Origin of the sequence: Acinetobacter sp. YH1901141 (assembly GCF_013416935.1) — a bacterium.
Lineage (GTDB): Bacteria > Pseudomonadota > Gammaproteobacteria > Pseudomonadales > Moraxellaceae > Acinetobacter > Acinetobacter towneri.
Genome location: NZ_VPEY01000002.1, coordinates 45,681 through 67,351, shown reverse-complemented (window position 1 = coordinate 67,351; position 21,671 = coordinate 45,681). Strand labels below are relative to the sequence as shown.

Annotated in this window: 19 protein-coding genes, 1 other RNA gene and 2 pseudogenes; 11 read left to right on the top strand and 11 right to left on the bottom strand. The window is 41.6% G+C overall.

The features are described from left to right. Positions 1–53 precede the first annotated feature (53 nt). On the top strand, positions 54–659 hold the full coding sequence (locus FTV52_RS01840) for a hypothetical protein (protein ID WP_179989634.1): 606 nt from the start codon (positions 54–56) through the stop codon (positions 657–659). 210 nt (positions 660–869) lie between these two features. Here FTV52_RS01840 and FTV52_RS01835 read toward each other — a convergent pair whose 3' ends face one another. Continuing rightward, complete coding sequence (locus tag FTV52_RS01835) at positions 870–1,835, bottom strand: hypothetical protein (protein ID WP_179989632.1); 966 nt, start codon at positions 1,833–1,835, stop codon at positions 870–872. A 279-nt stretch (positions 1,836–2,114) separates the two neighbouring features. Next, complete coding sequence (gene sbmA, locus FTV52_RS01830; RefSeq protein ID WP_179989630.1) at positions 2,115–3,311, bottom strand: peptide antibiotic transporter SbmA; 1,197 nt, start codon at positions 3,309–3,311, stop codon at positions 2,115–2,117. Positions 3,312–3,706: 395 nt separating this feature from the next. On the opposite strand from sbmA, the gene FTV52_RS01825 reads away from it, so the two are divergent. Both FTV52_RS01825 and FTV52_RS01820 read left to right on the top strand, forming a co-directional pair. Then, entirely contained in the window at positions 3,707–3,913 is a 207-nt protein-coding gene (locus FTV52_RS01825) for a hypothetical protein (protein WP_004975391.1), read from the top strand. A 664-nt stretch (positions 3,914–4,577) separates the two neighbouring features. Then, positions 4,578–5,936, top strand: coding sequence for an NAD(P)-binding domain-containing protein (locus FTV52_RS01820; RefSeq protein WP_179989357.1), 1,359 nt, complete (start codon positions 4,578–4,580; stop codon positions 5,934–5,936). Positions 5,937–6,055: 119 nt separating this feature from the next. Here FTV52_RS01820 and glpK read toward each other — a convergent pair whose 3' ends face one another. Next, complete coding sequence (gene glpK, locus FTV52_RS01815) at positions 6,056–7,540, bottom strand: glycerol kinase GlpK (RefSeq protein WP_179989628.1); 1,485 nt, start codon at positions 7,538–7,540, stop codon at positions 6,056–6,058. Between the two features lie 130 nt (positions 7,541–7,670). Here glpK and ssrA point away from each other — a divergent pair. The 7 genes and pseudogenes from ssrA (at position 7,671) to FTV52_RS01780 (ending at position 13,117) form a co-directional block, all read left to right on the top strand. Beyond that, positions 7,671–8,030, top strand: a transfer-messenger RNA (tmRNA) gene (gene ssrA / locus FTV52_RS01810). 179 nt (positions 8,031–8,209) lie between these two features. Then, positions 8,210–8,521, top strand: a pseudogene (locus FTV52_RS01805) (Arm DNA-binding domain-containing protein); the annotation flags it as partial. 212 nt (positions 8,522–8,733) lie between these two features. Continuing rightward, positions 8,734–9,885, top strand: a complete 1,152-nt coding sequence (locus tag FTV52_RS01800; RefSeq protein WP_167846193.1) for an efflux RND transporter periplasmic adaptor subunit — start codon at positions 8,734–8,736, stop codon at positions 9,883–9,885. Continuing rightward, positions 9,882–11,090 carry an ABC transporter permease gene (locus FTV52_RS01795; RefSeq protein WP_136144179.1) on the top strand — a complete coding sequence of 403 codons (1,209 nt, stop codon included), beginning with the start codon at positions 9,882–9,884 and terminating at the stop codon, positions 11,088–11,090. The genes FTV52_RS01800 and FTV52_RS01795 overlap by 4 nt, the downstream gene beginning before the upstream one ends. A 1-nt stretch (position 11,091) precedes the next feature. Then, positions 11,092–11,799: an ABC transporter ATP-binding protein gene (locus FTV52_RS01790; protein ID WP_096902281.1), complete on the top strand. Its 708-nt coding sequence runs from the start codon at positions 11,092–11,094 to the stop codon at positions 11,797–11,799. 274 nt (positions 11,800–12,073) lie between these two features. Beyond that, positions 12,074–12,331, top strand: a complete 258-nt coding sequence (locus FTV52_RS01785; RefSeq protein ID WP_004975373.1) for a hypothetical protein — start codon at positions 12,074–12,076, stop codon at positions 12,329–12,331. 3 nt (positions 12,332–12,334) lie between these two features. Beyond that, on the top strand, positions 12,335–13,117 hold the full coding sequence (locus FTV52_RS01780) for a hypothetical protein (RefSeq protein WP_225543583.1): 783 nt from the start codon (positions 12,335–12,337) through the stop codon (positions 13,115–13,117). A 94-nt stretch (positions 13,118–13,211) separates the two neighbouring features. Here the strand turns inward: FTV52_RS01780 and FTV52_RS01775 are convergent, their stop codons facing one another. From FTV52_RS01775 to FTV52_RS01765, 3 genes are all read right to left on the bottom strand, one after another. After that, positions 13,212–13,529: a hypothetical protein gene (locus FTV52_RS01775; protein WP_004975369.1), complete on the bottom strand. Its 318-nt coding sequence runs from the start codon at positions 13,527–13,529 to the stop codon at positions 13,212–13,214. Positions 13,530–13,669: 140 nt separating this feature from the next. Then, entirely contained in the window at positions 13,670–14,452 is a 783-nt protein-coding gene (locus FTV52_RS01770; protein WP_179989626.1) for a sulfite exporter TauE/SafE family protein, read from the bottom strand. 44 nt (positions 14,453–14,496) lie between these two features. Beyond that, positions 14,497–15,180, bottom strand: a complete 684-nt coding sequence (locus tag FTV52_RS01765; protein WP_179989623.1) for an MBL fold metallo-hydrolase — start codon at positions 15,178–15,180, stop codon at positions 14,497–14,499. 193 nt (positions 15,181–15,373) lie between these two features. Between FTV52_RS01765 and FTV52_RS01760 the strand changes: the two genes are divergently transcribed. Further along, positions 15,374–16,711, top strand: coding sequence for a sigma-54-dependent Fis family transcriptional regulator (locus FTV52_RS01760; RefSeq protein WP_004975355.1), 1,338 nt, complete (start codon positions 15,374–15,376; stop codon positions 16,709–16,711). On the opposite strand, the gene FTV52_RS01755 is transcribed toward FTV52_RS01760, so the two are convergent. From FTV52_RS01755 to FTV52_RS01735, 5 genes and pseudogenes are all read right to left on the bottom strand, one after another. Next, the gene (locus tag FTV52_RS01755; RefSeq protein ID WP_179989621.1) at positions 16,706–17,539 is read right to left on the bottom strand and encodes an SDR family oxidoreductase; all 834 of its coding nucleotides are present in this window, start codon (positions 17,537–17,539) and stop codon (positions 16,706–16,708) included. The genes FTV52_RS01760 and FTV52_RS01755 overlap by 6 nt on opposite strands. Before the next feature lie 40 nt (positions 17,540–17,579). Further along, on the bottom strand, positions 17,580–18,266 hold the full coding sequence (locus FTV52_RS01750; protein WP_373683408.1) for a TauD/TfdA family dioxygenase: 687 nt from the start codon (positions 18,264–18,266) through the stop codon (positions 17,580–17,582). 121 nt (positions 18,267–18,387) lie between these two features. Further along, positions 18,388–20,079 (bottom strand): annotated as a pseudogene (locus FTV52_RS01745) (AMP-binding protein). 28 nt (positions 20,080–20,107) lie between these two features. Next, a complete protein-coding gene (locus FTV52_RS01740; protein WP_179989620.1) occupies positions 20,108–20,902 on the bottom strand; it encodes a thermostable hemolysin in 795 nt (264 codons plus the stop codon). Positions 20,903–21,124: 222 nt separating this feature from the next. Continuing rightward, a complete protein-coding gene (locus FTV52_RS01735) occupies positions 21,125–21,622 on the bottom strand; it encodes a thioesterase family protein (RefSeq protein WP_096902274.1) in 498 nt (165 codons plus the stop codon). Positions 21,623–21,671 lie beyond the last annotated feature (49 nt).

The window sequence follows — 21,671 nt, the reverse complement described above, 5'->3', positions numbered from 1 at the left end:
TTCCCCCTAAATTTATGATGTAATCTAGCACAAAGAACTGTTTATTAAATAAGATGACCATCAAAAAAGTATCCTCCATTGCCAAACTCGAAGACTTAGGACGTATCCAACTTTCAAAGTCCTTTTTTATGCGTGATTTCCTGTATAGCGAAATCGCCAATTGGTACGGTGTACCAAACTTCCCCGACCATCCTGACATTGCCATTCGCACAGGCAAAGAACTCTGCCAACAACTGCTCGAACCACTCCAAGAAAAATTTGGACGCATTGCGATTCGCTCGGCGTATCGCTCACCAAGCGTCAACCAACTTGGTAATGAAAAAGGACATAACTGCGCCAGTAACGAGAAAAACTTTGCCAGTCACATTTGGGACTATCCCGATACAAAAGGTTATGGGGCAACGGCATGTATTATCATTCCATCATTTTTAGCACTGTATGAAAAAGATCAAGTCAATTGGCAACAACTCGCCTATTGGATTCATAATAATTTGAATTACAACCATCTACAATTTTTCCCAAAACTTTGTGCATTTAATATTGGCTGGCATGAACAGCCTGCACGAGAAATTTATAGTTATATTCAGCCCAAAGGCTATTTATTACGTGGTGAGGCGATAAATAAAGAATTTGAGCAGTTTTATCCTGATCTTATTTAGTTTTACCTTTTAAATTACCCCTCCCCCTTGCGCAGCAGTACTGCTCATCCAAGTGGGAGAAGGAGCTTCCATTACAAATTAAATGCCATCAAAACTTTAATATTGGAAAGGTCTTTAAAACAAGCACTAGTGATAAACTGCACTGTGGTGCAAGGGAGAGATAAATATTTAAATTTTAAAATGAAGAGCAGATCAGAAATTATGCGCTCCTCATTTCATGCCTCTCAACATATTCTTAGCCCCTGCGTGATTATAATTGTTGGCTAAATTCTGCAAAATACGTTTCGCCTGCGCATCTGAATTTGGAAAACGACTCCGATAACTCGAAACACCCGTTAAACAACGTGCCACCAACATGCCAGATTCTGTATAAATACGCGTACCCTCTGCGCCCTGTAACTTGCCATAGTTATAAGCACGTTGCGCATTATTACAGGCATTAATTTGATTACGCCCACTGTTTAAATCACGACGTGCCGCCACATATAAACGTGTCTGTTGCTGTTGTGGTGTCTCAACCACGCGTGGTGGAGCTGTTTTTACTGGCGCAACTACAGGCTCTTTTTTCTCTTCAGGTTTTTCTTTCATTTCAGCAACTTTGGTTGCATTTGTTGTTTTTGGATTACTTTGAGCTGCTTTAGGTGCAGCCTTTGCAGGTGCAGAAGCCGTGCGATAAAAACGTCGCGCTTCATCTTCAGACATTATTTTAGTGACCAAACTCACCACTCGCGCTTCACCACGCTGTTCCAACTGGCGCTCCGCCACTGGCTCAATCGATACAATCCAACTTTCGCCCTGATTACCTACACAACGGTATGCCCCAATCCCTTGCTTTACATCTCGATACGTATTGAGTAATTTTTTAGACCACGCATTTTTGACTAAACTCATTGAGCTTTTATAGGCAAGCGTTAAGCGTCCATGTTGTGACTGACAATAGCTGCCCATATATTTACGTGGAATCATAGATTCAGCAGGCTGATCTTTGCGCTGCGGCCCCCAATAATAGACATATTCTTTGGCAGCACCACTGGGCTGATTTAAGTTTTTTTGAACAATCAGTTCTTGTGCAGATGCAAAATGCTTCACCGAATTTGGGCTAAATTGATCAACTGTTGCACAACCAAATAATAGGCTGCCAATTCCCCCAATCAAGAGTAATTTTTTGCAGGTCACGTCTCAATTCTCAATTGTTTTTATATAAATGAAAATATATGAATTGGGGCAAAATAACAAATGCAACACATTGATTTTATAGTCGATTTATCATTGATTAATTTGAAATAGATTCAACATTTAAGACAAATAACACACTTCATCACAGTTTCTTCTTATTTTGCGCAATATGACCTGTGCTATTTTTATACAACTGTTCAGATAAGTTCAAGTCTTGCTTGTGCTTATCTGAACTTGCTACCACCATCTCCGTCACAAAGCCATCTATAAAATTTAAAATTATTGATCTAAGGTCGATTCAAATGCTTTTAAACGCTTATAGATAGACAAGAGCTCAATAATGGTTGGCCAAGATGCAATCAGATACTGAAAAGATTCACGGACTTTGCCAAATACGTTGGCAATTTGCATCATCAAACCCAATGTAATAGCCCCTGCGGCAATACTTGGGAACAACACAAATAAACCATAAATATTGTCCAATTGCATGTACCAAATGCGTACCAAGTTAAAATAGGCATAGTGGAAATATAAACGGAAATAGTTCAAACGCACTTTGCTAAACAGTTCTTTTAAACTCAGCGGATCAGCACGTTCAGCGTGATCTTCACCATAAACCAATTCTTTACGATAAGCCGCCTCAACTTTTTGGTTATTAAATTCCAGACCTGGTAACTTCGCACCCACCACAATTAACACCACTGTACCAAATACTGCCCAACCCACTGCAGCCCAAACTAAGGCATACGAAATTTCCCCCACTATAGGCAGGGCTTTGACATGCACAGACAAACTAAACAGCACAGGTAAAAATGCCAACAAAGTCATTAGGGCTTCGACTAAATTTACCCCTAAAGTTTCCATGGTTTTTGCAAAGCGCATGGTATCTTCTTGAATACGCTGCGATGCACCTTCAATATGTCTGAGTTTTTCCCAATGTGCGGTGTAATAATTATTCATTGCCGTACGCCAACGGAAGACATAGTGACTGACAAAAAATAAGTTCAAAACCATTAAGGTCACTGCCACCATGGCAATGTATAAAAAGGTCAGCACACCTGCATAGAGTTCATTGACATCTCCACCGCCACTACTGAGCATTTTTTGAATCAGGTCATAAAATGGGTTGTACCAAGCATTCACCACAACATTGACTTGTACCCCAAACCAAATATTAAACAGGATGAATGCCGATCCCCATACAGACCAGCGCTGCCATGGGTGATTTGCTTTAAGTTTCCAGAAAATGGCAAACAGCGTCGTTGCCACAAAAAACCACAGGTAAAACCATAAAAATGCAGGTGACCAAAAACGACTGACATCAATGGGTAATGTTGCTTCAGCATAACCTTGCGGAAGGCCAATCAAGCTACCCCATGCGCTACCGCCTGAATACCACAAGGCTAGATTGATCGCGAACCAAACAAGCAATGAAATAAAAAACCACTTTGGATTTGGAAAAAATGACTTAAACATGCAGACAAAAAGCCTTTATTTTTTAAATTGGAATGTAAAACCCAGTGCCTTCACCACTTAAAAAAGCGTGAATGGATACTTTAACTTTTATACTTTATACGCTGTTTTTTCAGCAATAATTTTATTTTTATACTGAAAACTGTAAATTTCATCAATCGGCTATATTTTACTGCGCTGTTCATTTGCCATTCATCTAAGAAATTACATCAAATTTCAATTTCTTATATTTTTAAAATGTCAAATTATGAAGTATTGGGCAAATTTATTGCGATTTTTTGACCAACAATTCAAGTACAAAATATTTAAACCCGACACAAATTTACGATTTTGTGTAGATTATTCATCAATTTACTATATAATACAGTTGATTAAAAATAACTCATTTAGGGTGCGGTATGGAATCTCCAACAGAAAACATTGCTATTGAGCTACTTGAACCTATTGTTCTACGTAAAGAAAACTGCGCACCAATTGAATTCGAGCAAGGTACAATTTTAAAAGTTTTATTGGTTAATCCTAACTCCTACTTGGTTACCGTAGACGACGAATTTAACTTTACTGTCTCTTTAGAAGATGAAAATAAGGTGTGGCGTAAACTTTAATTACTGAGTCGCCACAAACTTTAATGATTGAATGTACGCAAAGCACATTCAATCATTAGATAAAGCTTGATAAATACGCTACTGCTTTCATGGCTTATAAAAACTAAACTTTCATTACACCTATCAATCACAGCATCCTTTTAATTTTTCAGAAGTCCACTTCGGGTATGGCTCTCTGAAAATGTTGCCTAAGATTCAGTTTTCAATCCTCTGTATATCATTGTAGATTTTGCAACAATCTCATCAAAATCACCTTTATATTGGGCAAAATGAGATAAAAATTAGCTTTAAATTTTCATCTTATTTTCTCTATAAAAATCAATAAAATATACCAATTGATCAAACCAAAACAACAACAGCAATGACTTTAAATTCACTTTTACAACTAAGCAAAACCAAAATTGATCAAAAATCATGATAAGATCATGCTTCTTGTAAAACACATTTTTTTATAAAGATGAGTTGCTTAAGCAATTTTTACTGTCTTTAGTGTGTTTTATTTTTTCTATTTTTTTAATTCACATCCTATTTTGACAAGATCTACTTGATCTCTAAATTTAGGATTGTATTTGCTTATTTTTATAATGCGGATATTTAAAATCCTGAATTGTGTCACTCAAAATTGGAGAAGTAATTAAGAACTCAAAAACTAATGGAGATAGCAATGGATCGAATTGCAATTATTGGCGCTGGCCCAAGCGGCATGGCCCAATTAAGAGCGTTTCAGTCAGCAAAGGCCAAAGGTCTACAAGTTCCTGAAATTGTATGTTTCGAAAAACAAAATGATTGGGGTGGACTCTGGAACTATACTTGGCGCACAGGTATAGATGAACATGGCGAACCTGTCCACGGCAGTATGTACCGTTATTTATGGTCAAATGGCCCTAAAGAAGCGCTAGAATTTGCCGATTATACTTTTGATGAACACTTCAAAAAACCAATCGCGTCTTATCCGCCACGCGCAGTGTTGTGGGATTATATTCAAGGTCGTGCAGAAAAAGCACAGGTGAAAGACTTAGTCCGCTTTAATACCGCCGTTCAGCATATTCATTATGATGATGCGACGCAAAAATTTACGGTTGATGTCGAAGATTACGCACAGCAACGTCATTATTCAGAACAGTTTGATTATGTTGTGGTGGCCTCTGGGCACTTTTCTACCCCGCGTGTCCCTGTTTATGAAGGCTTTGATCAATTCCATGGTCGTATTTTACACGCGCATGATTTCCGTGATGCACTGGAATTTAAAGGTAAATCAGTGCTGTTGGTGGGCAGCAGCTACTCTGCCGAAGACATTGGTTCGCAATGTTATAAATACGGCGCCAAACAAATTTACAGTTGCTATCGCAGTAAAGCCATGGGCTTTAAGTGGCCCAAAAACTGGTCTGAAAAACCACAATTACTGCGTGTAGATGAAAATACTGCTTATTTTGGTGATGGAACATCGGCCAAAATTGATGCCATTATTTTATGTACGGGCTATTTACACCACTTCCCGTTTATTGAAGATGGCTTGCGCCTCAGAACGCATAACTGCCTTTATCCACTAGGTTTATATCAAGGTGTGGTTTGGGAAAAGAATCCACGTTTGTTCTATTTGGGTATGCAAGATCAATGGTACACCTTCAATATGTTCGATGCGCAGGCATGGTTTGTCCGCGATGTGATTTTAGGCAAAATTGCATTGCCAAGCACAGACGAAATGCAAAGCCATACCCAAACCTTGCATGAAAAAGAACAACGCTTAATGAGCGATGAACAATCTGCACGTTTTCAAGGGGATTACATCAAACGCCTGATTGCGCAGACCGACTATCCATCTTTCAATATTGATGCAGTACACGATATTTTCATGCAATGGAAAAAGCATAAAAAAGAAAATATTATGGGCTTTAGAGATAAAGTTTATCGCTCAGTGATGACAGGAAAAATGGCTAAACCGCATCACACACCATGGCTTTATGCACTAGATGATTCTTTGGAAAGTTATCTAGAAGATGAAGCTCAACGTGAGGCAATGTAAGGCGTAATCTAAAAGATCAAAGTAACGAAAAAACAGCTACAAGCCTCAAAAGTTTTGCTGATGAGGCTTGTGGTTTAAAGATTTATTTCAACTTAGCGTTATTTTAGAAATAGCGCTGATTATAAGTCTGACTTAGCACGTTTTAAGGCTTGTTGCCAACGCGCTAAATGTTCTGCACGCTCTGCTTCATTCATTTGGGGTTCAAATACCCGATCTAACTGCCAAGATGCTGAAATTTCAGATAAGTCAGAAAATACACCCGCTTTTAAACCTGCCATAGCTGCTGCTCCCCAAGCGGTTGATTCCAACATTTTAGGACGTAACACAGGCACATTTAAAATATCGGCTTGGAATTGCATCAACATATCATTTTGACTAGCACCACCATCGACTCGAAGCTCTTTCAGTGGATGATCTAAATCGGATTGCATCGCAGTGAGTACATCCGACACCTGAAATGCAATGGATTCCAAGGCAGCACGGGCAATATGTGCCTTGTTGGTGCCACGTGACATTCCACATAAAAGCGCTCGCGCTTCACTGTCCCAATGTGGCGCACCAAGCCCTGTAAATGCAGGAACTAGCACTACACCATCGCTAGAAGTTACACTATTGGCAAGTTGTTCCACATCGCTGCTTTTTTGGATAATACCCAAACCATCGCGCAGCCATTGCACCACTGCGCCTGCCATAAAAACACTGCCTTCAAGGGCAAAATGGGTTTGATTTTGACATTGCCACGCCAAAGTGGTAAGTAACTTATTTTGGCTAAATTGCACCTGATTGCCTGTATTAAACAACATAAAACAGCCTGTACCATAGGTGTTTTTTGCTGTTCCAACTTCAAAGCACGATTGCCCAAACAACGCCGCCTGCTGATCGCCTAAAATACCTGTAATTGGGATATTCGCGCCCAATAAACCCGTTGCGGTATCTGCAATATAGCTGTCGGATGCAATAATTTTAGGTAAAACTGATGCGGGAATTTGAAATAATTCCAGCAATTCTTCATCCCAAGTTTGGTGATGTAAATTCATCAACATCGTTCTTGAAGCATTACTCGCTTCAATGACATGCTCTGCGCCTTGGGTCAAATTCCAGATTAACCAACTGTCGATGGTGCCAAAAGCCACATGCCCCTGCTGTGCCAATGCTTTTAATCCATCGACATGCTCAAGCAGCCACACCAGTTTGCCTGCACTAAAATACGGATCTATACGCAGACCTGTTTTTTCCTGAATCAATTGCATCTGATTATTTTGAATCAAGTGATGACACCAATCAGCCGCACGACGATCTTGCCAAATTATTGCAGGCGCTAATGGTTTGCCTGTGCATTTATCCCACACCACTGTGGTTTCACGTTGATTGGTCACACCAATTGCGCGAATGTCTTTAGCCAAAATACCTGCAGTCGCCAGAGCCTGTTGCACCACAGCAATTTGATTTGACCAGATTTCTTGAGCATCTTGCTCCACCCAACCTGAATGTGGGGTCTGAATATGGGTTTCTCGTTGTGCCGTTGCCTGAACTTGTCCGTGTTCATTGAAGATGATAGCGCGACTAGAGGTTGTGCCTTGATCGAGTGCTAGTAAATAACTCATATTTTTTATTGTGTTTGACTTGAAAAATAAAATATTAGCGCAATTATGTAACTAAGCGCATCGAAATGTGTAATTGTGCAGAAAATACATCGTAATTTTTGCCAGCTATGCTATGATTGCGCTGTGATATGGGGGTGTTATTGGCTTCGACGCTGATGATGAAGCTCATAGATGCATGCCGAGAGCGCATTTTCTCTCGTAAATCAAATTTGCATTAAAATAGTCGCAAACGACGAATCTTACGCTCTAGCTGCCTAAGGGCCGCTTGTCCGCTTCACTGAATACTTGTGGTCAGTGAACCCGACTGAAGCGCACGCACACAAGTCCGTATAGAGTTGAGCCTCGGGACTTTATACCAAACTTAGAGGATCGCACTTTAAACCCTGTTCGTCGGGTCTTAGAGTGTTAAAACAATAGACGATATCTAAGCATGTAGTATTCTCGAGTGTAGTGTTGGCGGACGCGGGTTCAACTCCCGCCACCTCCACCATATACATAACAAAACATGGCAAAACATGCCAAGTTTTAAAAGATAAAGGCTTGATTCTAAAGGGATTGAGCCTTTTTTCTTGCCTAAACATAACTAAATATAACTAGCTACAGTGTACATACGCCGTGTACACCACCATGTACATTGCAAGATTTATTGAATCCGTTGGTGTACAAGCCATGAAAAGAACAGAAATAAAACGTAGACCTTTATCAGATACCGTACTAGCTAACCTAGAGCCTGAATCAAAAGAATATCGGGAGCTAGACGGCGATGGCTTATATTTCCGTGTAAAGCCTGATGGTAAAAAAGCATGGCTATTCAGATATAAAAAAGCTGATGGCAAATGGTCATGGTTGGGCATTGGTACATATCATGATTTATCGGGTGCAGGTGCAAGAAAAAAAGCGAGAGAAATTATCAAGGATATTTCACACGGCGATAATCCAATCATTACCAAACAAGAACGCAAGCGACAGAATTTTGAACGCCCTCTTTTCTACCCATTAATTCAATTAAAAATGGGGGTATTACCAAGCGATCTAGGTTCAAATTCACTTTTAGTGGTTTGAGCCTTTTTATTGGGTGGTTTATTCATCTCCAAACATTTTTCGCTTTCACTCCCCAAACCGAATAACTCCCCCGCACAACAACAAAATAGATTATATTATCCTTAATTGATAAAAAATTATGCGGAGTACACATGCAGGTATTTCCCTTAGGAAAGCGAACTATTTCCGTGATTGTGGTCATTGTAGCTCTGGTTTTATTGTTAATTTACGTGGTCTTACGCACAGGCCCATTTGCCCCTGTCAACGTCACCCTCACGCAAGCCAAATATCAATCCATTCAACCTAGCCTGTTTGGCATAGCTACCGTTGAAGCGCGTTATAACTATAAAATTGGCCCAACTGCAGCAGGTCGCTTAAAAAACTTAAAAGTAGATATTGGCGATAACGTACAAGCAGGACAACTGTTAGGCGAAATGGATCCTGTCGATTTGGAAGATCGTTTATTGGCTCAACGTGCGATAATCCAAAAAATTACCGCTCAGCAACAAGACACTCAAATCCGTCAAAATTTTGCGCAGCAACAAGTCAAGCGTTATCAACAACTGGCCAAAATCAATGCCACCAGCCAAGAATCTTTAGCCATTAAACAACAAGAGCTCGATTTGGCAACGGCGGCACTCAGCGCGATGCAACAAGAACTCAATAAAGCACGTGCAGACCTGAATACCTTACAAGCACAGCGTGATAATTTAAATTTAGTGGCCACAGCTGCAGGTGTCGTCACTGCACGTTATGCAGAACCGGGTTCAACGGTGGTAGCAGGTCAAACCGTACTAGAAATTGTCGATCCTAACTCCATTTGGATGAATGCCCGTTTCGATCAATCCAGTGCGATTGGTTTAGCTGCTGACTTACCAGCTCAAATTCATTTACGTTCACGGCAAAATAATGCTTTGGCAGGTCATGTGTTATGGGTAGAACCTCGTGCCGATGCCATTACCGAAGAAATTTTAGCTAAAGTGGTTTTTAATCAACCTCCAACGCCTCTTCCGCCTTTGGGTGAGTTAGCAGAAGTCACCATCAGCCTCGCACCATTGGCACGCAGCTTAACCATTCCCAATGCGGCAGTTCACCGTATCAATAACCAAGTAGGCGTGTGGAAAGTTGTGGCCGAAAAGCCGCAATTTGTTGAAGTTCAATTAGGACGTTCAAATTTAGCGGGCGATGTGCAAGTGCTCGTAGGCTTATCCGAAAATGATCAAGTGGTGCTGTATAGTGAAAAACCCCTACATGCCAAAAACCGTTTACGGGTTGTCAAGCAACTTGCAGGAGCAGCTAAATGATTAGTCTGGCAGGTCGTGATATTTTCCATTCATGGGGTAAATTTGTATTTACTGGCTTTGGACTCGGCTTGCTGATTGGTGTGACCTTAATTATGGCTGGCGTGTATCGCGGCATGGTAGATGATGCCAAAGCCCTGCTGAATAACAGTGGTGCTGACCTATGGGTAGTGCAGCAAGATACACTTGGCCCTTATGCAGAACCTTCAAGTGTGCGTGATGATTTATATCGCAGCGTGATGAATATGCCCGGGGTGGCGCATGCTTCAAATATTACTTATTTAACCATGCAAGTGCATCATCAAGATAAAGATATTCGCTCGATGGTGGTCGGGATTCAAACAGGTGAACATGCGTGGAATAACTTGGGGTGGCCGCCACATTTATTGGCAGGACGTCAATTGACCCGCGGGCACTATGAAGCCGTAGCCGACATGAGTACGGGATTAAAGTTGGGTGATCGTATTAAAATCCGTCGTAACACCTTTACCGTGGTGGGTTTAACCCGACGCATGGTGTCTTCGGGTGGTGACCCGATGATTTTTATTCCGCTGAAAGATGCACAACAGGCGCAATTCCAAAAGGACAATGCTGCCATTTTACAAGACCGTAGACGAATTGCAGTAAACCCAATTTATAACCGCCCTGCTTATCCTGACTTGCTTGAAAGCGTACTCAATGCACAAAGTAGCAACCGTTATGTGAATGCTATTTTAGTCCGTTTAAATGCAGGTGCTTCAGCTGAAGAAACAGCAGCACATATTCAGCGTTGGCAACAACTAACAGTCTATACCCGCCCGCAGATGGAACACATTTTAATCAGCAAAATGATTGCCACATCCGCCAAACAAATTGCCATGTTTTTGGTGATTTTGGCCTTGGTCAGCGCCGCGATTGTGGCATTTATTATTTATACCCTGACTATGGACAAAATTCGTGAAATTGCGGTCTTAAAATTAATTGGCACACGCAATCGCACAATCGCTTGGATGATCTTGCAACAAGCACTCGCGCTTGGATTAATTGGGTTTGCTGTTGGTAAAATCAGTTCAACCTTTGCCGCACCATATTTCCCGAAATATGTCTTATTGGTTCCGCAAGATTCTATTTTTGGATTTATTGCGGTGATGCTGATTTGCATGTTAGCCAGTTTGGTTGCAATTCGGATGGCACTGCGCATTGACCCTGCCGAAGCAATTGGGGGATAACATGACACACGGCATTTTAATTGAAGGTTTAAAAAAGCGTTTTGGACAAGGTGACAATGCCTTTTATGCCTTAAAAGATGTCAAAATGCAGGTTGCACCCGGTGAAGTGGTTGGGCTGATTGGCCCCTCAGGTTCGGGTAAAAGCACCTTGCTCAAATGTTTAGGTGCCGTGATTGATCCTACCGAAGGACGCATGACTTTGGGCGATGAGGTGATTTTTGATCAACGTTGGTTAGTCAAAGACTTAAGTGCCTTACGCCGCGATAAAATTGGTTTTATGTTCCAAACCCCGTACTTAATTCCTTTTTTAAATGTTTTGGATAATGTAGCGCTGCTGCCGATGTTAGCAGGCGTAGCCAATGACATTGCCCGCGCCCGCGCATTGGAAATTTTAACGGCGCTCGATGTGCAGCATCGGGTACATGCCATGCCTGGGCAATTGTCTGGTGGTGAACAACAGCGTGTCGCCATTGCACGTGGTTTGATTAATCAACCGCCTGTGATTTTAGCCGATGAACCCACTGCACCATTGGATAGTGTACGCGCGATGACCGTGATTCGCTTATTACACGAAATGGCAGAAAAATTTCAAACTGCAATTATTGTAGTCACACATGACGATAAAATCATCCCTACCTTTAAACGCTTGTACCACATTCGAGATGGTGTGACTTATGAAGAACAAGGCGAAGGACGTCCTTTTAAGTAGGCTCTAAAGTTTTCAGCGCTGGAAACTGATGTTTTAGCTCAATATCAAAAGCAATAAAATATCTGCATTTCAAGTTACATGCGACACAATGCTAAAAAACGGTTGATGTGGTATTCTGATAGCATCAGAAATGCAAAAATATAATACTTACTAGCTTCATACTGTTCTTGGAATTTAATCAAAATACGCATATATTGATTAAATAGAGCAATTTATTCTTAATCCAAGAATTGACGCGCTAACCATGAAACTTAATCACCTAGAGGTTTTAGATATGTCAACTAGAAACCGAACCAATGAAAGTGAAATCGCTACAGCTGCAGCTGACGTTTTGCGTGAACGCTTCATTGCAGTAGCTCACAGTGATCGAGTACTTTATGTGGAAAATGATGCCTTAGTCAGCAAAACCCCGAATGGCAAACCAGTTTTAATCAAACAGTTATCTGGTCGGAACCCTGATCTAGCCCGCCAGTTTAATGGTCGCAGAACCTTTAAAATTAGAAAACGTAACATAGAGGCTACTGCAGAATAATTTATGTTGCCAAAAACACCTCGAATCAGAATGTTTGCGGGTCCAAATGGATCGGGCAAAAGTACGATGATTAATGGTTTAGATAGCCGTTTATCTAAATTGTTTTTGAATGCTGACAACCTTGAGCGCGATCTTAAAGCCACACCCATTCTTGATCTAAGTCAATTTGATATACGCATTAATGCAAACATATTGGTTGATTATCTTACTCAAGCAAGTCGACCACTAAAAAATGCAGATGGTACTCTAAGCAAAAGTCCTCTCCTCTCAGTAGATCCTGTGATTGATGGAAGCTTAATCGACTTAAGCGGGAACACGATTGATTCCTACCTCGCAGCCCGAATTCTTGATGTCATCCGTAAAGAGTTACTTACGCTTAAGGTTGGATTTACATTTGAAACCGTAATGTCTCATGAGAGTAAAATCGAGTTTTTGCGAGATGCTAAAACGCAAGGCTATCGTACCTATTTATACTTTGTGACGACTGAGGACCCTGATATTAATGTGGACCGAGTTAAACAACGTGTGAAAAATGGTGGTCATCCAGTCGAAGAAATTAAAATCCGTGAACGCTATTTCCGCACTATGCACATGTTGATTGATGCGATTGAAGTATCCGACCGAGCGTATTTATTTGATAACTCAAGTAATGCGACCAAGAATATGGCTTCTTATATCTGTGAAGTGACTAACGGAGATACATTGATCATTAATCCAGATTTTAAAGGAGAGTTTCCGATCTGGTTTGAAAAATATGTACTTGTTCATTTGGTTGATGAAGAATAAAAAAACCGCGCTTGAATCATTCAAACGCGGTTTTTTAAATATTCACAGGTCAGTAAACTGAACCCATCGGCATCTTACTCAGCCAACATTTTACTCAGTATTCATAGCCATTGTTGATTGACCATTGCTGCAATTTGCCATAATAGATTTCATCGTTGAACAGTAGGTCTGCTTTAGAGGCAGCATTACTTTCTTCAGTTGGGCAGAAACCATCATCACAATCGGCATCGACAACCCAGCAACCACGAACGAACAATACTTTATTGCCTTCTTGCTCCAGTTGTTTCTGAACGCGATCAATCGCTTCATGTAAGTCATCTGCGCCTAAATATGCGGTCAAATACGCATAAGAGCCTGTTTCATCGGATGCTTTGCGGAACTCGACACCCACACAAAATAAATGTTTTTTCATTCTTGGCTCCTTGTCATCTTATACAGCTAAACTAATCTTTAATTTGGTCTAGGTCTAGTGCTTTTTCTTACACTTAACAATACGTTACCTATTCACAATACTGCAGTTCAAAGTAAAAACATAGTATCCAAATATTAGACTTAAGCCATAATCGCTGTATAAATGAGGTAGAGCGCAACACCAATGACTGTTGTAGCAAATACCTTTTGTACAGTATTGCTATTCATGCGATGTACCAAAGTACGTCCAAGTAACATCCCGACAATACACGCCAGAACAAAGGTGATGGTGACTGCCATTGGGTACTGAAAGCCATCTAAAACGTGTGCTGAAATACTCACGCCACCAATCAGGAAAATAATCATCAAAGAGGTTGCGACGATACTGCGCATATCCAAATCGGTAAATTTACGCAATAACGGCACAATAATAAAACCACCGCCCACACCCAACAAACCCGTCAACAAGCCTGCAATTACACCAACACCACCAAGCAAAGACGCCGTTTTAACATTCCAAATTAAGCGTCCTGTGTTTTGGTTTACCTTACACGGTGGATTAATTTGGTCGTTGACTTTATTAAAGAAAATACGATACGCCACAATAAACATGACCAGACTGAACGCCAGTGTTAACCAAATGGGCGGGACAATACCTGCCAAATGCACCCCATAACGTGCAGATGGAATACTGATTAAGGCAATCCACAATGCAGCACGATAACGCACAATACGTTTGAACAAGCCTTCAACTGTGCCAACCAAAGCTGCCAAAGTGACTGCCAATAAACCCACGGGTGCAGCCTGCACCACAGTCCAGCCTTGGCTTGCCATAAGAGCAGGAACGGCAAGAATACCGCCCCCTGCCCCTGTCAAACCCAGCAAAGTACCAATCGCCAAGCCTTCTAGGATTAACATCCACATGCGTATTTTCCCCTATTCCATCACTGTGTTGTGCTGTGCAAGCATTACTTGCCGCAAACTTTATTGGCAGGCAAAGCCACATCAATATGTTTTGGATAAGGCAGTTTTAAATTCTGCATGAGGGTAATAAATTCCGCTTTGGTGCGCCCTTGTCCTAAACGCGAGTTATTGCGTTTTTCCTGCCCAACGGTAGAAGACACACGCCCTTTGTAGTCATGCCCTGGGTACACCAAAGTGTCATCAGGTAAGCTAAAAATTTGCAGGTGGATACTGTCATACAAAGTAGCAGGATTCCCTTCTTGAAAGTCTGTACGACCGCAACCATCAATCAGTAAGGCATCCCCCGTAAACACCATGCCATCCACCACATAACTGGTACATGCATTGGTGTGACCTGGGGTATAACGTGCTTCAATCTGCAACTCACCGACACGAATGGCCGCACCATCGGTAATGAAAATATCACCACACCCAACACCCGAATTACGATGCAAAATAGTTTTGCAACCAAAGCGGGTTCTTAAGGTATTTGCCGCAGTAATATGGTCGGCATGCACGTGGGTATCTAAGCTGTAAACCAATTGCAAACCATGCTGCTCCAAAAAAGCAGCATATTGCTCAACCTCTGAAATTACAGGGTCAATCAGCACCGCTTCACGGGTTTGTTCAGATGCCAATAAGTAAGTATAGGTCGAGCTGTCAGCTTCAAAAAATTGATGAAAGATCATGAGATAGATACTGAGTTTTATATTTTGTTATTCTTAATTTTGCAAATATAGTGCCAACTTAATCTCTTTTATATATATTAATAAAATACAATATATTAAGAGATATTGTTTAATTTAGATCATCCTCCATGTTTCACATCTGTTGCATTTTGTGTTTCAATTGAATCAATAATGAAACAAAAGATGAAACATCATGAATGCGATACATGACTTTGAACAACAAGCCAGTCTTGAAAGCTTTTTGTTTCATTTACAACAACTTTGTCCAGACAGTTTGCTCTATGTTTATGACGACATTGCTCAAACATGGATTTATGAATATGCACAAGATGCTTCTGTTTCTGCAGCTACGGGTAAAACATTAAAAAACCAATTATTGAAATTAAAACTACAATCACAATCAGCATCACAACCACAGACAGGTCTGCTGCAACTCCCGAATAGTGCTAAGGCATGGCACTACCACAGCTTAAATATTCGTGTCCATACAGCCGATTTCACAGGATGTTTATTCTTTCTGCAGCCTAGCGTTGCAACAGTGTCATCACAAACACTCACCCCATCTGCCCAAGCACAAAATAGTTTGGCGGAGTTTTTCCATAGTGATTCGCCACAAATGCAGCATATGTATTCCATTATTGAACGGGTAGCGATTACTGAGTTTCCTGTTTTGGTGCGTGGTGAATCTGGTAGTGGTAAAGAGTTGGTGGCGCAAGCAGTACATGCACGCAGCCAACGGCATGCACAAGTCTTTATTGCGATTAACTGTGCTGCTTTAAATGCCAATATTTTAGAAAGTGAATTGTTTGGGCATGTGAAAGGTGCATTTACAGGGGCAATTCGTGAGCATAAAGGTGTGTTTGAACGTGCTGCAGGTGGTACTTTATTTTTAGATGAAATTGCAGAAATTCCACTGGAACTGCAAGCCAAATTATTGCGAGTATTAGAAACGGGCGAATTCACCCCTTTGGGCGGTGAAAAAGCGATTAAATCGAATGTCAGAATTATTACCGCAACCCATCGCGCTTTACGTGAAGAAGCGCGTTTAGGCAGATTTCGCCAAGATTTACTTTATCGTTTACGGGTGATTCCAATTTTTGTGCCACCACTACGTGAACGTAAACAAGATATCCCTAAAATTGCAGCATTTATTTTGCAACAACAAGCCCAGTTTCAGGTCACGCCACATTTGACCGAGCAAGTACTGAAGGTATTAATCAATTACGACTGGCCGGGCAACGTGCGTGAATTAAAAAATACCTTGCTGTATGCATTGACCATGTCAGCAGGTAAAACGGAAATTGATCAACACGATTTACCCGATGAAATTGTGCATGCTAGTTTGAAACTCGCCACAGCTCCCCCAACGCCACAACCTATTGAGCTGCCCATCAAAACCAACAATAAAGTAGATAAAGACACACTGCAGGATTTACTGGAAAAATATCAGGGGCAAACTGAATTGGTGGCACAAGCCTTGGGCATTAGCCGAACCACCTTATGGCGTTATCGAAAAAAATATCATTTATGAGGCGGAAGTTTGCTGAATAAAGGACGCTTTGCTTTGATCTGCATATTCATAAATGGTGTCTAAATCTTTTTGAATGGCAGCTGCGACTCGGCTAGGCATCAACTGATTCAGTTTGACAAAGACTTTTTCAGGATACCCGACCTGATAGGATTGACGGTCTGTTTGTAAAAATTGATACAGCTCTTGTGCCACAAATTCAGGTGCATCCACTTTTGTACCCATTTTGATATTCATTTCTATCACATCGGGATTGTTCATACTGGTATTGGTCGCGCGTGGGGAGAAATATCTAAAACGAATGGCAGTCTGACCATACTCTCGCGCCAATGCTTCAGTTGCACCACGCAAGGCAAACTTACTGGCGCAATAACTCACATAGCCAGGGTAGCCGATGCTGCCAAAAGTCGAGCCAATATTGATGATCTGACTCGGCTGACTGTCCGACATATATGGAATCACATCCTGAATCAGTTGCAGCGGATAAGCCACATTGACCAACATCATTTGCTCAATGGTATCCTGTGATTGCTGCGCAAACAGACGAAAATCATTCATGCCTGCATTGTTAATATAGTAATGAATCGGCTGTTTTAATGCGGCAAGTGCCTGAATAAAATCATGACGACTGCTGGCATCAATTAAATCACAACGCAGACTGTGTAATTGCAACTGAGGATACTGCTGCGCCAGACTTTGCTCTAGTTGTTGCAAGGTGTCTTGCTTACGCCCAACCAAAATTAAGTTTAAGCCTTTTTTAGCAAAATGATGCGCAATCGCATGACCAATCCCGCCTGTTGCCCCGAAAATCACCGCAGTTAAATTTGACATAAAAGATACTCTCAATTTTAAGATATTCGATACAACTCAATTATAAAAATGCAGGATTCAGTCCCAAGCCCATACAAATATAGAGTTTACGATCTTCTAATGGCACCAATATTTCACGTCTGCCATGCATAAAGCGCTTGTTATCAATGAGCACCACATCACCATCTTGCCAGTCAATTTCTGAGGTTTCACGCTCGCATCGCTCTGCCAACTCTTCCAATAATTCCGCTTGGATTTCGCTGCCATCGGCAAAGTAAAAACGCGGCTTTTCGTAATTATAAGAAGGCCCCAACAAGGTGTTGGCAAAGGCAGGCACAGCTTTTAAATTGTCATGGCGAATCATCGGCATGTTCAAGTCATACTGCACACCTTCATCATGCGCAGGACGAATCCGTTGTCCAGGAATCATCTCAATAAAATGAGCGAGTTCCTGCTGCCCGACCTGTACGGCATCGGCAATATTGAGTGCTGTCGCCACATACTTTTGCCACATCGCTTTGGGTAAGTAACGGCTGATGGTCATCGGTTCAGCAAATTTCTGCTTCAGTGTGTCAGGCAGTTTTTGCCATACCTCATGTCCATCACATAAAGTAGTCTGCGAACCACGCGAAGCACTTTTTTCACTAAAAAAAGCAATAATATCAGGCGGCATTGGGGTTGAACCATTTTCTATATGCAGTCCCATTGCCTGCGTACCTGCATCTACTTTTTGCGATTGTCGGGTCACATTTTCACGTGCAGGGTCATAGGTCAGCTTTTAGCAAATATTGCTCATCAGCCCACTAAACGCATTCACATCATAATGTTCATTTCTAAGTAAAACCCAACCGTGCTCCACCAAACGATCTTTAATTTGTTGTGGGGAATGTTTGAATTGCTGTTGTGCAATATTCATGTGATTTCTCTCTATCTCTATTGATGACTGACAGGTTGATGTCTATCTGTGAAACATCTCCAAGATCAGCCATTAAATACGTTGTAGGATGTGCCAAAGCTGTCTGATACTGTTGCTGAATGACTGCTCTACGCAATTTTCCGTTATCGGTTAACATCTGATTATTTAAAGAAAAAGGTTGTTCAGCACGGCACCAGTGTTTAATTTGGGCATAATCAGGCATACGGGTATTGGCACGATAAATCGCGGCTGCCAATTGCGCATCTGAACGATGTTCCTTGGCATAAATCACTGCAGATAATGACGGCTGCGCTTCACCAAACACGGCAATCTGTTGAATTTCAGGCTCACTCAAACTGTTCGATTCAACCCATTCTGGTGAAATATTGCGCCCAAAACTGCTGACAATAATTTGCTTGATACGCCCCGTGATATATAAATAGCCATCTTCATCAAAATAACCTGCATCGCCTGTGTGAATATCGGCTGATACCGCATCCTGCTCACGCCCAAGTTCATGCATATATCCCAACATGGCATTGCCCTTGACCACCACTTCTTGATTGGCAGCAATTTCGACTTGAACATGCGGCAATACGCGGCCAACACTGCCAATTCTGCGAGCTTCAGGCAGGTTTAAACTCACGACCGATGCACATTCAGACAGACCATAACCTTCATAAACAGGTAAATTGAATTGCTGACACTGCTTGAGTAAATCTGCAGACACCTTGCCACCACCCACGGCAATAAACTTCAAAGTGCGCAAGCCCAAATCGCCGTGTTGATGGATATATTCCACAATCGCTTTGAGCATTTGCGGCAATAAAATCACGCTTTCAATGCGATATTGCTGCACGGCATCGACAAAGCGTGAAACATCAAACTCATGGTTGGACAGCAAACCGAACTGGCTGACTTCACCCACCACCACTGCACGTCCCATGTGAAAAGGCACATACACGCCTGCGATATTTTCAAGCAATGTTGCAAATGGAATTAGACACAAATGCCGCCCAAGCTGGCTACTTTGTAATGCCTAACTTAAAGAGTGTGTAATTGAATTGATGGTGGCTTCTGCCAAACACACACTTTTGGGTGTACCTGTACTGCCCGAGGTATAAGTAATTTTTGTAGGCTGCTCAGCAGAATTTGGGGATAAATGCGGTTGTGCTGTTTCAACGCTTAGACGAAACAACTGCCCTTGATATAAATCTGATGGTGGCAAAACCTGTGCCTGAACTGCATCAATCATCTCCAACAAAGCTTCTGGAATAGCAGTATTTCCAATAGCCGAGTTAACATTGGACGGAGTATCGCTTTGTGCAGTATCCGTCAAAATACACAGCAACTCGGCTTGGCTGTCTTGCAGTAAATGTTGCACTTGTGCAGCAGTAAAAAATAAAGGCACAGGAATGACTGTCATTGCAGCTTTACGTGCGGCTAAATCGACCACAATCCAATCGGCCTGGTTCACACCCCACAACGCCAAACGCTGTACTTGATAAGTTGCCAATTCTGCACTGAGCAACTCAACCCGTTGCTGTAATGTGGCATAACTCAGTGTGGTTTGTGCCGTCACAATTGCTTCACGCTCAGGGTCTGTTTGGGCATAGTGATTCAGGTTTTCAAATAACTCATTCATCTTTCAATTTCCGCCTTTCTGCATGACCTTAGGCATAAAAACAATATTGCTGTTGCGTGACCGCCAACGCTGCTGCAACGTCAATCGCCAGTACATAAGGCTTCTGTTGGTAATAACTGCCCCATTGATGCTGTGCATCGCCCAAGGCTTCGGGGTTGGCTTTTTCTAGTACCTGAAAATGCAAACCCATTTGCTGTAACACATAGCGCACTGCTGCTGTTCCTGTGCAAACTGCCCACGACACATTGTTCTGCGATAAGTGAAAGACCAAAAAAGCCACCATCAATTTGGCTTTGCTCATGTCTTGCGCTGCCAAGTTGCCAATTTCAACAATCTGCGCGCGCGTTACAGGCACTTGGCTCAATTGGGTTAAAATGGTTTCAATGGGTGCACCTAAATACTGTTCCAAAAAGGCTTGGTTTGCGCCCAATGGTTGCATGCCAATCACCACTTGCATGTCGTGGTTTACATAGCCTGCAAACAAGGTATCTGAAAAAGTATTTATGGATGCCTGATGGACTTTTTGGTATTTATCTCGAATAAAATGCTCTAATGCCAAGCGTTGTTTGCTAGCATCTTGGGTCACAGTTGTCACATTTAAATGTTGTGCTGTTGTGTGTGCTTGAATCACCGAGGCATAGCTGTGTAATACATCTAAATGTGGCTGTTCTAGGTTCAACTGTTTTGGGTTCGTTTGTGGTTTATACGGCTGCGCTACATATGCATACCCGTTGAATTGTTTTTTATTTTTTTGCTGATGAAAATTCGCATCCAGAAAATGCGTTTGACTGGATGATTGAGCATCAAAATTAAATTTGATCATGTGCATCACATTGGATAGAAAATAACTCAATGCTCAAGATAGAAATCTAAACTTAAAGAAAACTTAAGTCGCTACAAACTGTCACAATTCAAAAAACTCTTCATGCACACAAAAAAAGGAGATGATCACTCAACTCCTTATATGTTTAAAACAATAAACTACTCAAAAATAAACAGTCATCCAATTATGCAAAACACAATTGTTCGCGCCCTACCTTAGATTTTAATAGGCATAAGACGCAATTGCCGTTGCAATTGGTTTATCTTCATCATTGACCATCGTCATACGCATGGTGCAGCCTTTACGCCCTAAACGCAAAGTTTCCGCACGGGCAATAAAATACTTGCCGCGTCCCGGTGCTAAATAATCCACTCGCATATCTACGGTAGCCAAACGAGTGACTTTTTTAATGGTATCGGGCAAATCGTCAGGTTCTGTCCGTTTATATAACTCCCCCATTGCCACAATACCGCCCACACTGTCCAAAATGGTTGCAGCAACACCACCATGTAAAATTTGGAAAGCCACGTTGCCCACCATATACGGTTGCATCTCAATATAGGCTTCAATTTGACCATCTACCACACGCATGCTCATGCCATTGTGTTGAAAAAATGGCGATCCATTAAATGCATTGACCAATTGTCTTAGCACGACATCAATATCGACTTTCGCGCCTAAATGTATATTCCCAGTCCAATTTTTCTCTGCATTACTCATAACGTGCCCAAAAGTCCAAACAACTCAATTTACCAACAATAAAAACAGC

Coding starts and splice junctions, on each gene's coding strand:
- FTV52_RS01735 (WP_096902274.1), bottom strand. CDS start 21,622: ATGAGTAATGCAGAGAAAAATTGGACTGGGAATATACATTTAGGCGCG.
- FTV52_RS01760 (WP_004975355.1), top strand. CDS start 15,374: ATGAATGCGATACATGACTTTGAACAACAAGCCAGTCTTGAAAGCTTT.
- FTV52_RS01740 (WP_179989620.1), bottom strand. CDS start 20,902: ATGATCAAATTTAATTTTGATGCTCAATCATCCAGTCAAACGCATTTT.
- FTV52_RS01825 (WP_004975391.1), top strand. CDS start 3,707: ATGGAATCTCCAACAGAAAACATTGCTATTGAGCTACTTGAACCTATT.
- FTV52_RS01795 (WP_136144179.1), top strand. CDS start 9,882: ATGATTAGTCTGGCAGGTCGTGATATTTTCCATTCATGGGGTAAATTT.
- FTV52_RS01840 (WP_179989634.1), top strand. CDS start 54: ATGACCATCAAAAAAGTATCCTCCATTGCCAAACTCGAAGACTTAGGA.
- FTV52_RS01770 (WP_179989626.1), bottom strand. CDS start 14,452: ATGTGGATGTTAATCCTAGAAGGCTTGGCGATTGGTACTTTGCTGGGT.
- glpK (WP_179989628.1), bottom strand. CDS start 7,540: ATGAGTTATTTACTAGCACTCGATCAAGGCACAACCTCTAGTCGCGCT.
- FTV52_RS01785 (WP_004975373.1), top strand. CDS start 12,074: ATGTCAACTAGAAACCGAACCAATGAAAGTGAAATCGCTACAGCTGCA.
- FTV52_RS01775 (WP_004975369.1), bottom strand. CDS start 13,529: ATGAAAAAACATTTATTTTGTGTGGGTGTCGAGTTCCGCAAAGCATCC.
- FTV52_RS01820 (WP_179989357.1), top strand. CDS start 4,578: ATGGATCGAATTGCAATTATTGGCGCTGGCCCAAGCGGCATGGCCCAA.
- FTV52_RS01780 (WP_225543583.1), top strand. CDS start 12,335: ATGTTGCCAAAAACACCTCGAATCAGAATGTTTGCGGGTCCAAATGGA.
- FTV52_RS01800 (WP_167846193.1), top strand. CDS start 8,734: ATGCAGGTATTTCCCTTAGGAAAGCGAACTATTTCCGTGATTGTGGTC.
- FTV52_RS01765 (WP_179989623.1), bottom strand. CDS start 15,180: ATGATCTTTCATCAATTTTTTGAAGCTGACAGCTCGACCTATACTTAC.
- FTV52_RS01790 (WP_096902281.1), top strand. CDS start 11,092: ATGACACACGGCATTTTAATTGAAGGTTTAAAAAAGCGTTTTGGACAA.
- sbmA (WP_179989630.1), bottom strand. CDS start 3,311: ATGTTTAAGTCATTTTTTCCAAATCCAAAGTGGTTTTTTATTTCATTG.
- FTV52_RS01755 (WP_179989621.1), bottom strand. CDS start 17,539: ATGTCAAATTTAACTGCGGTGATTTTCGGGGCAACAGGCGGGATTGGT.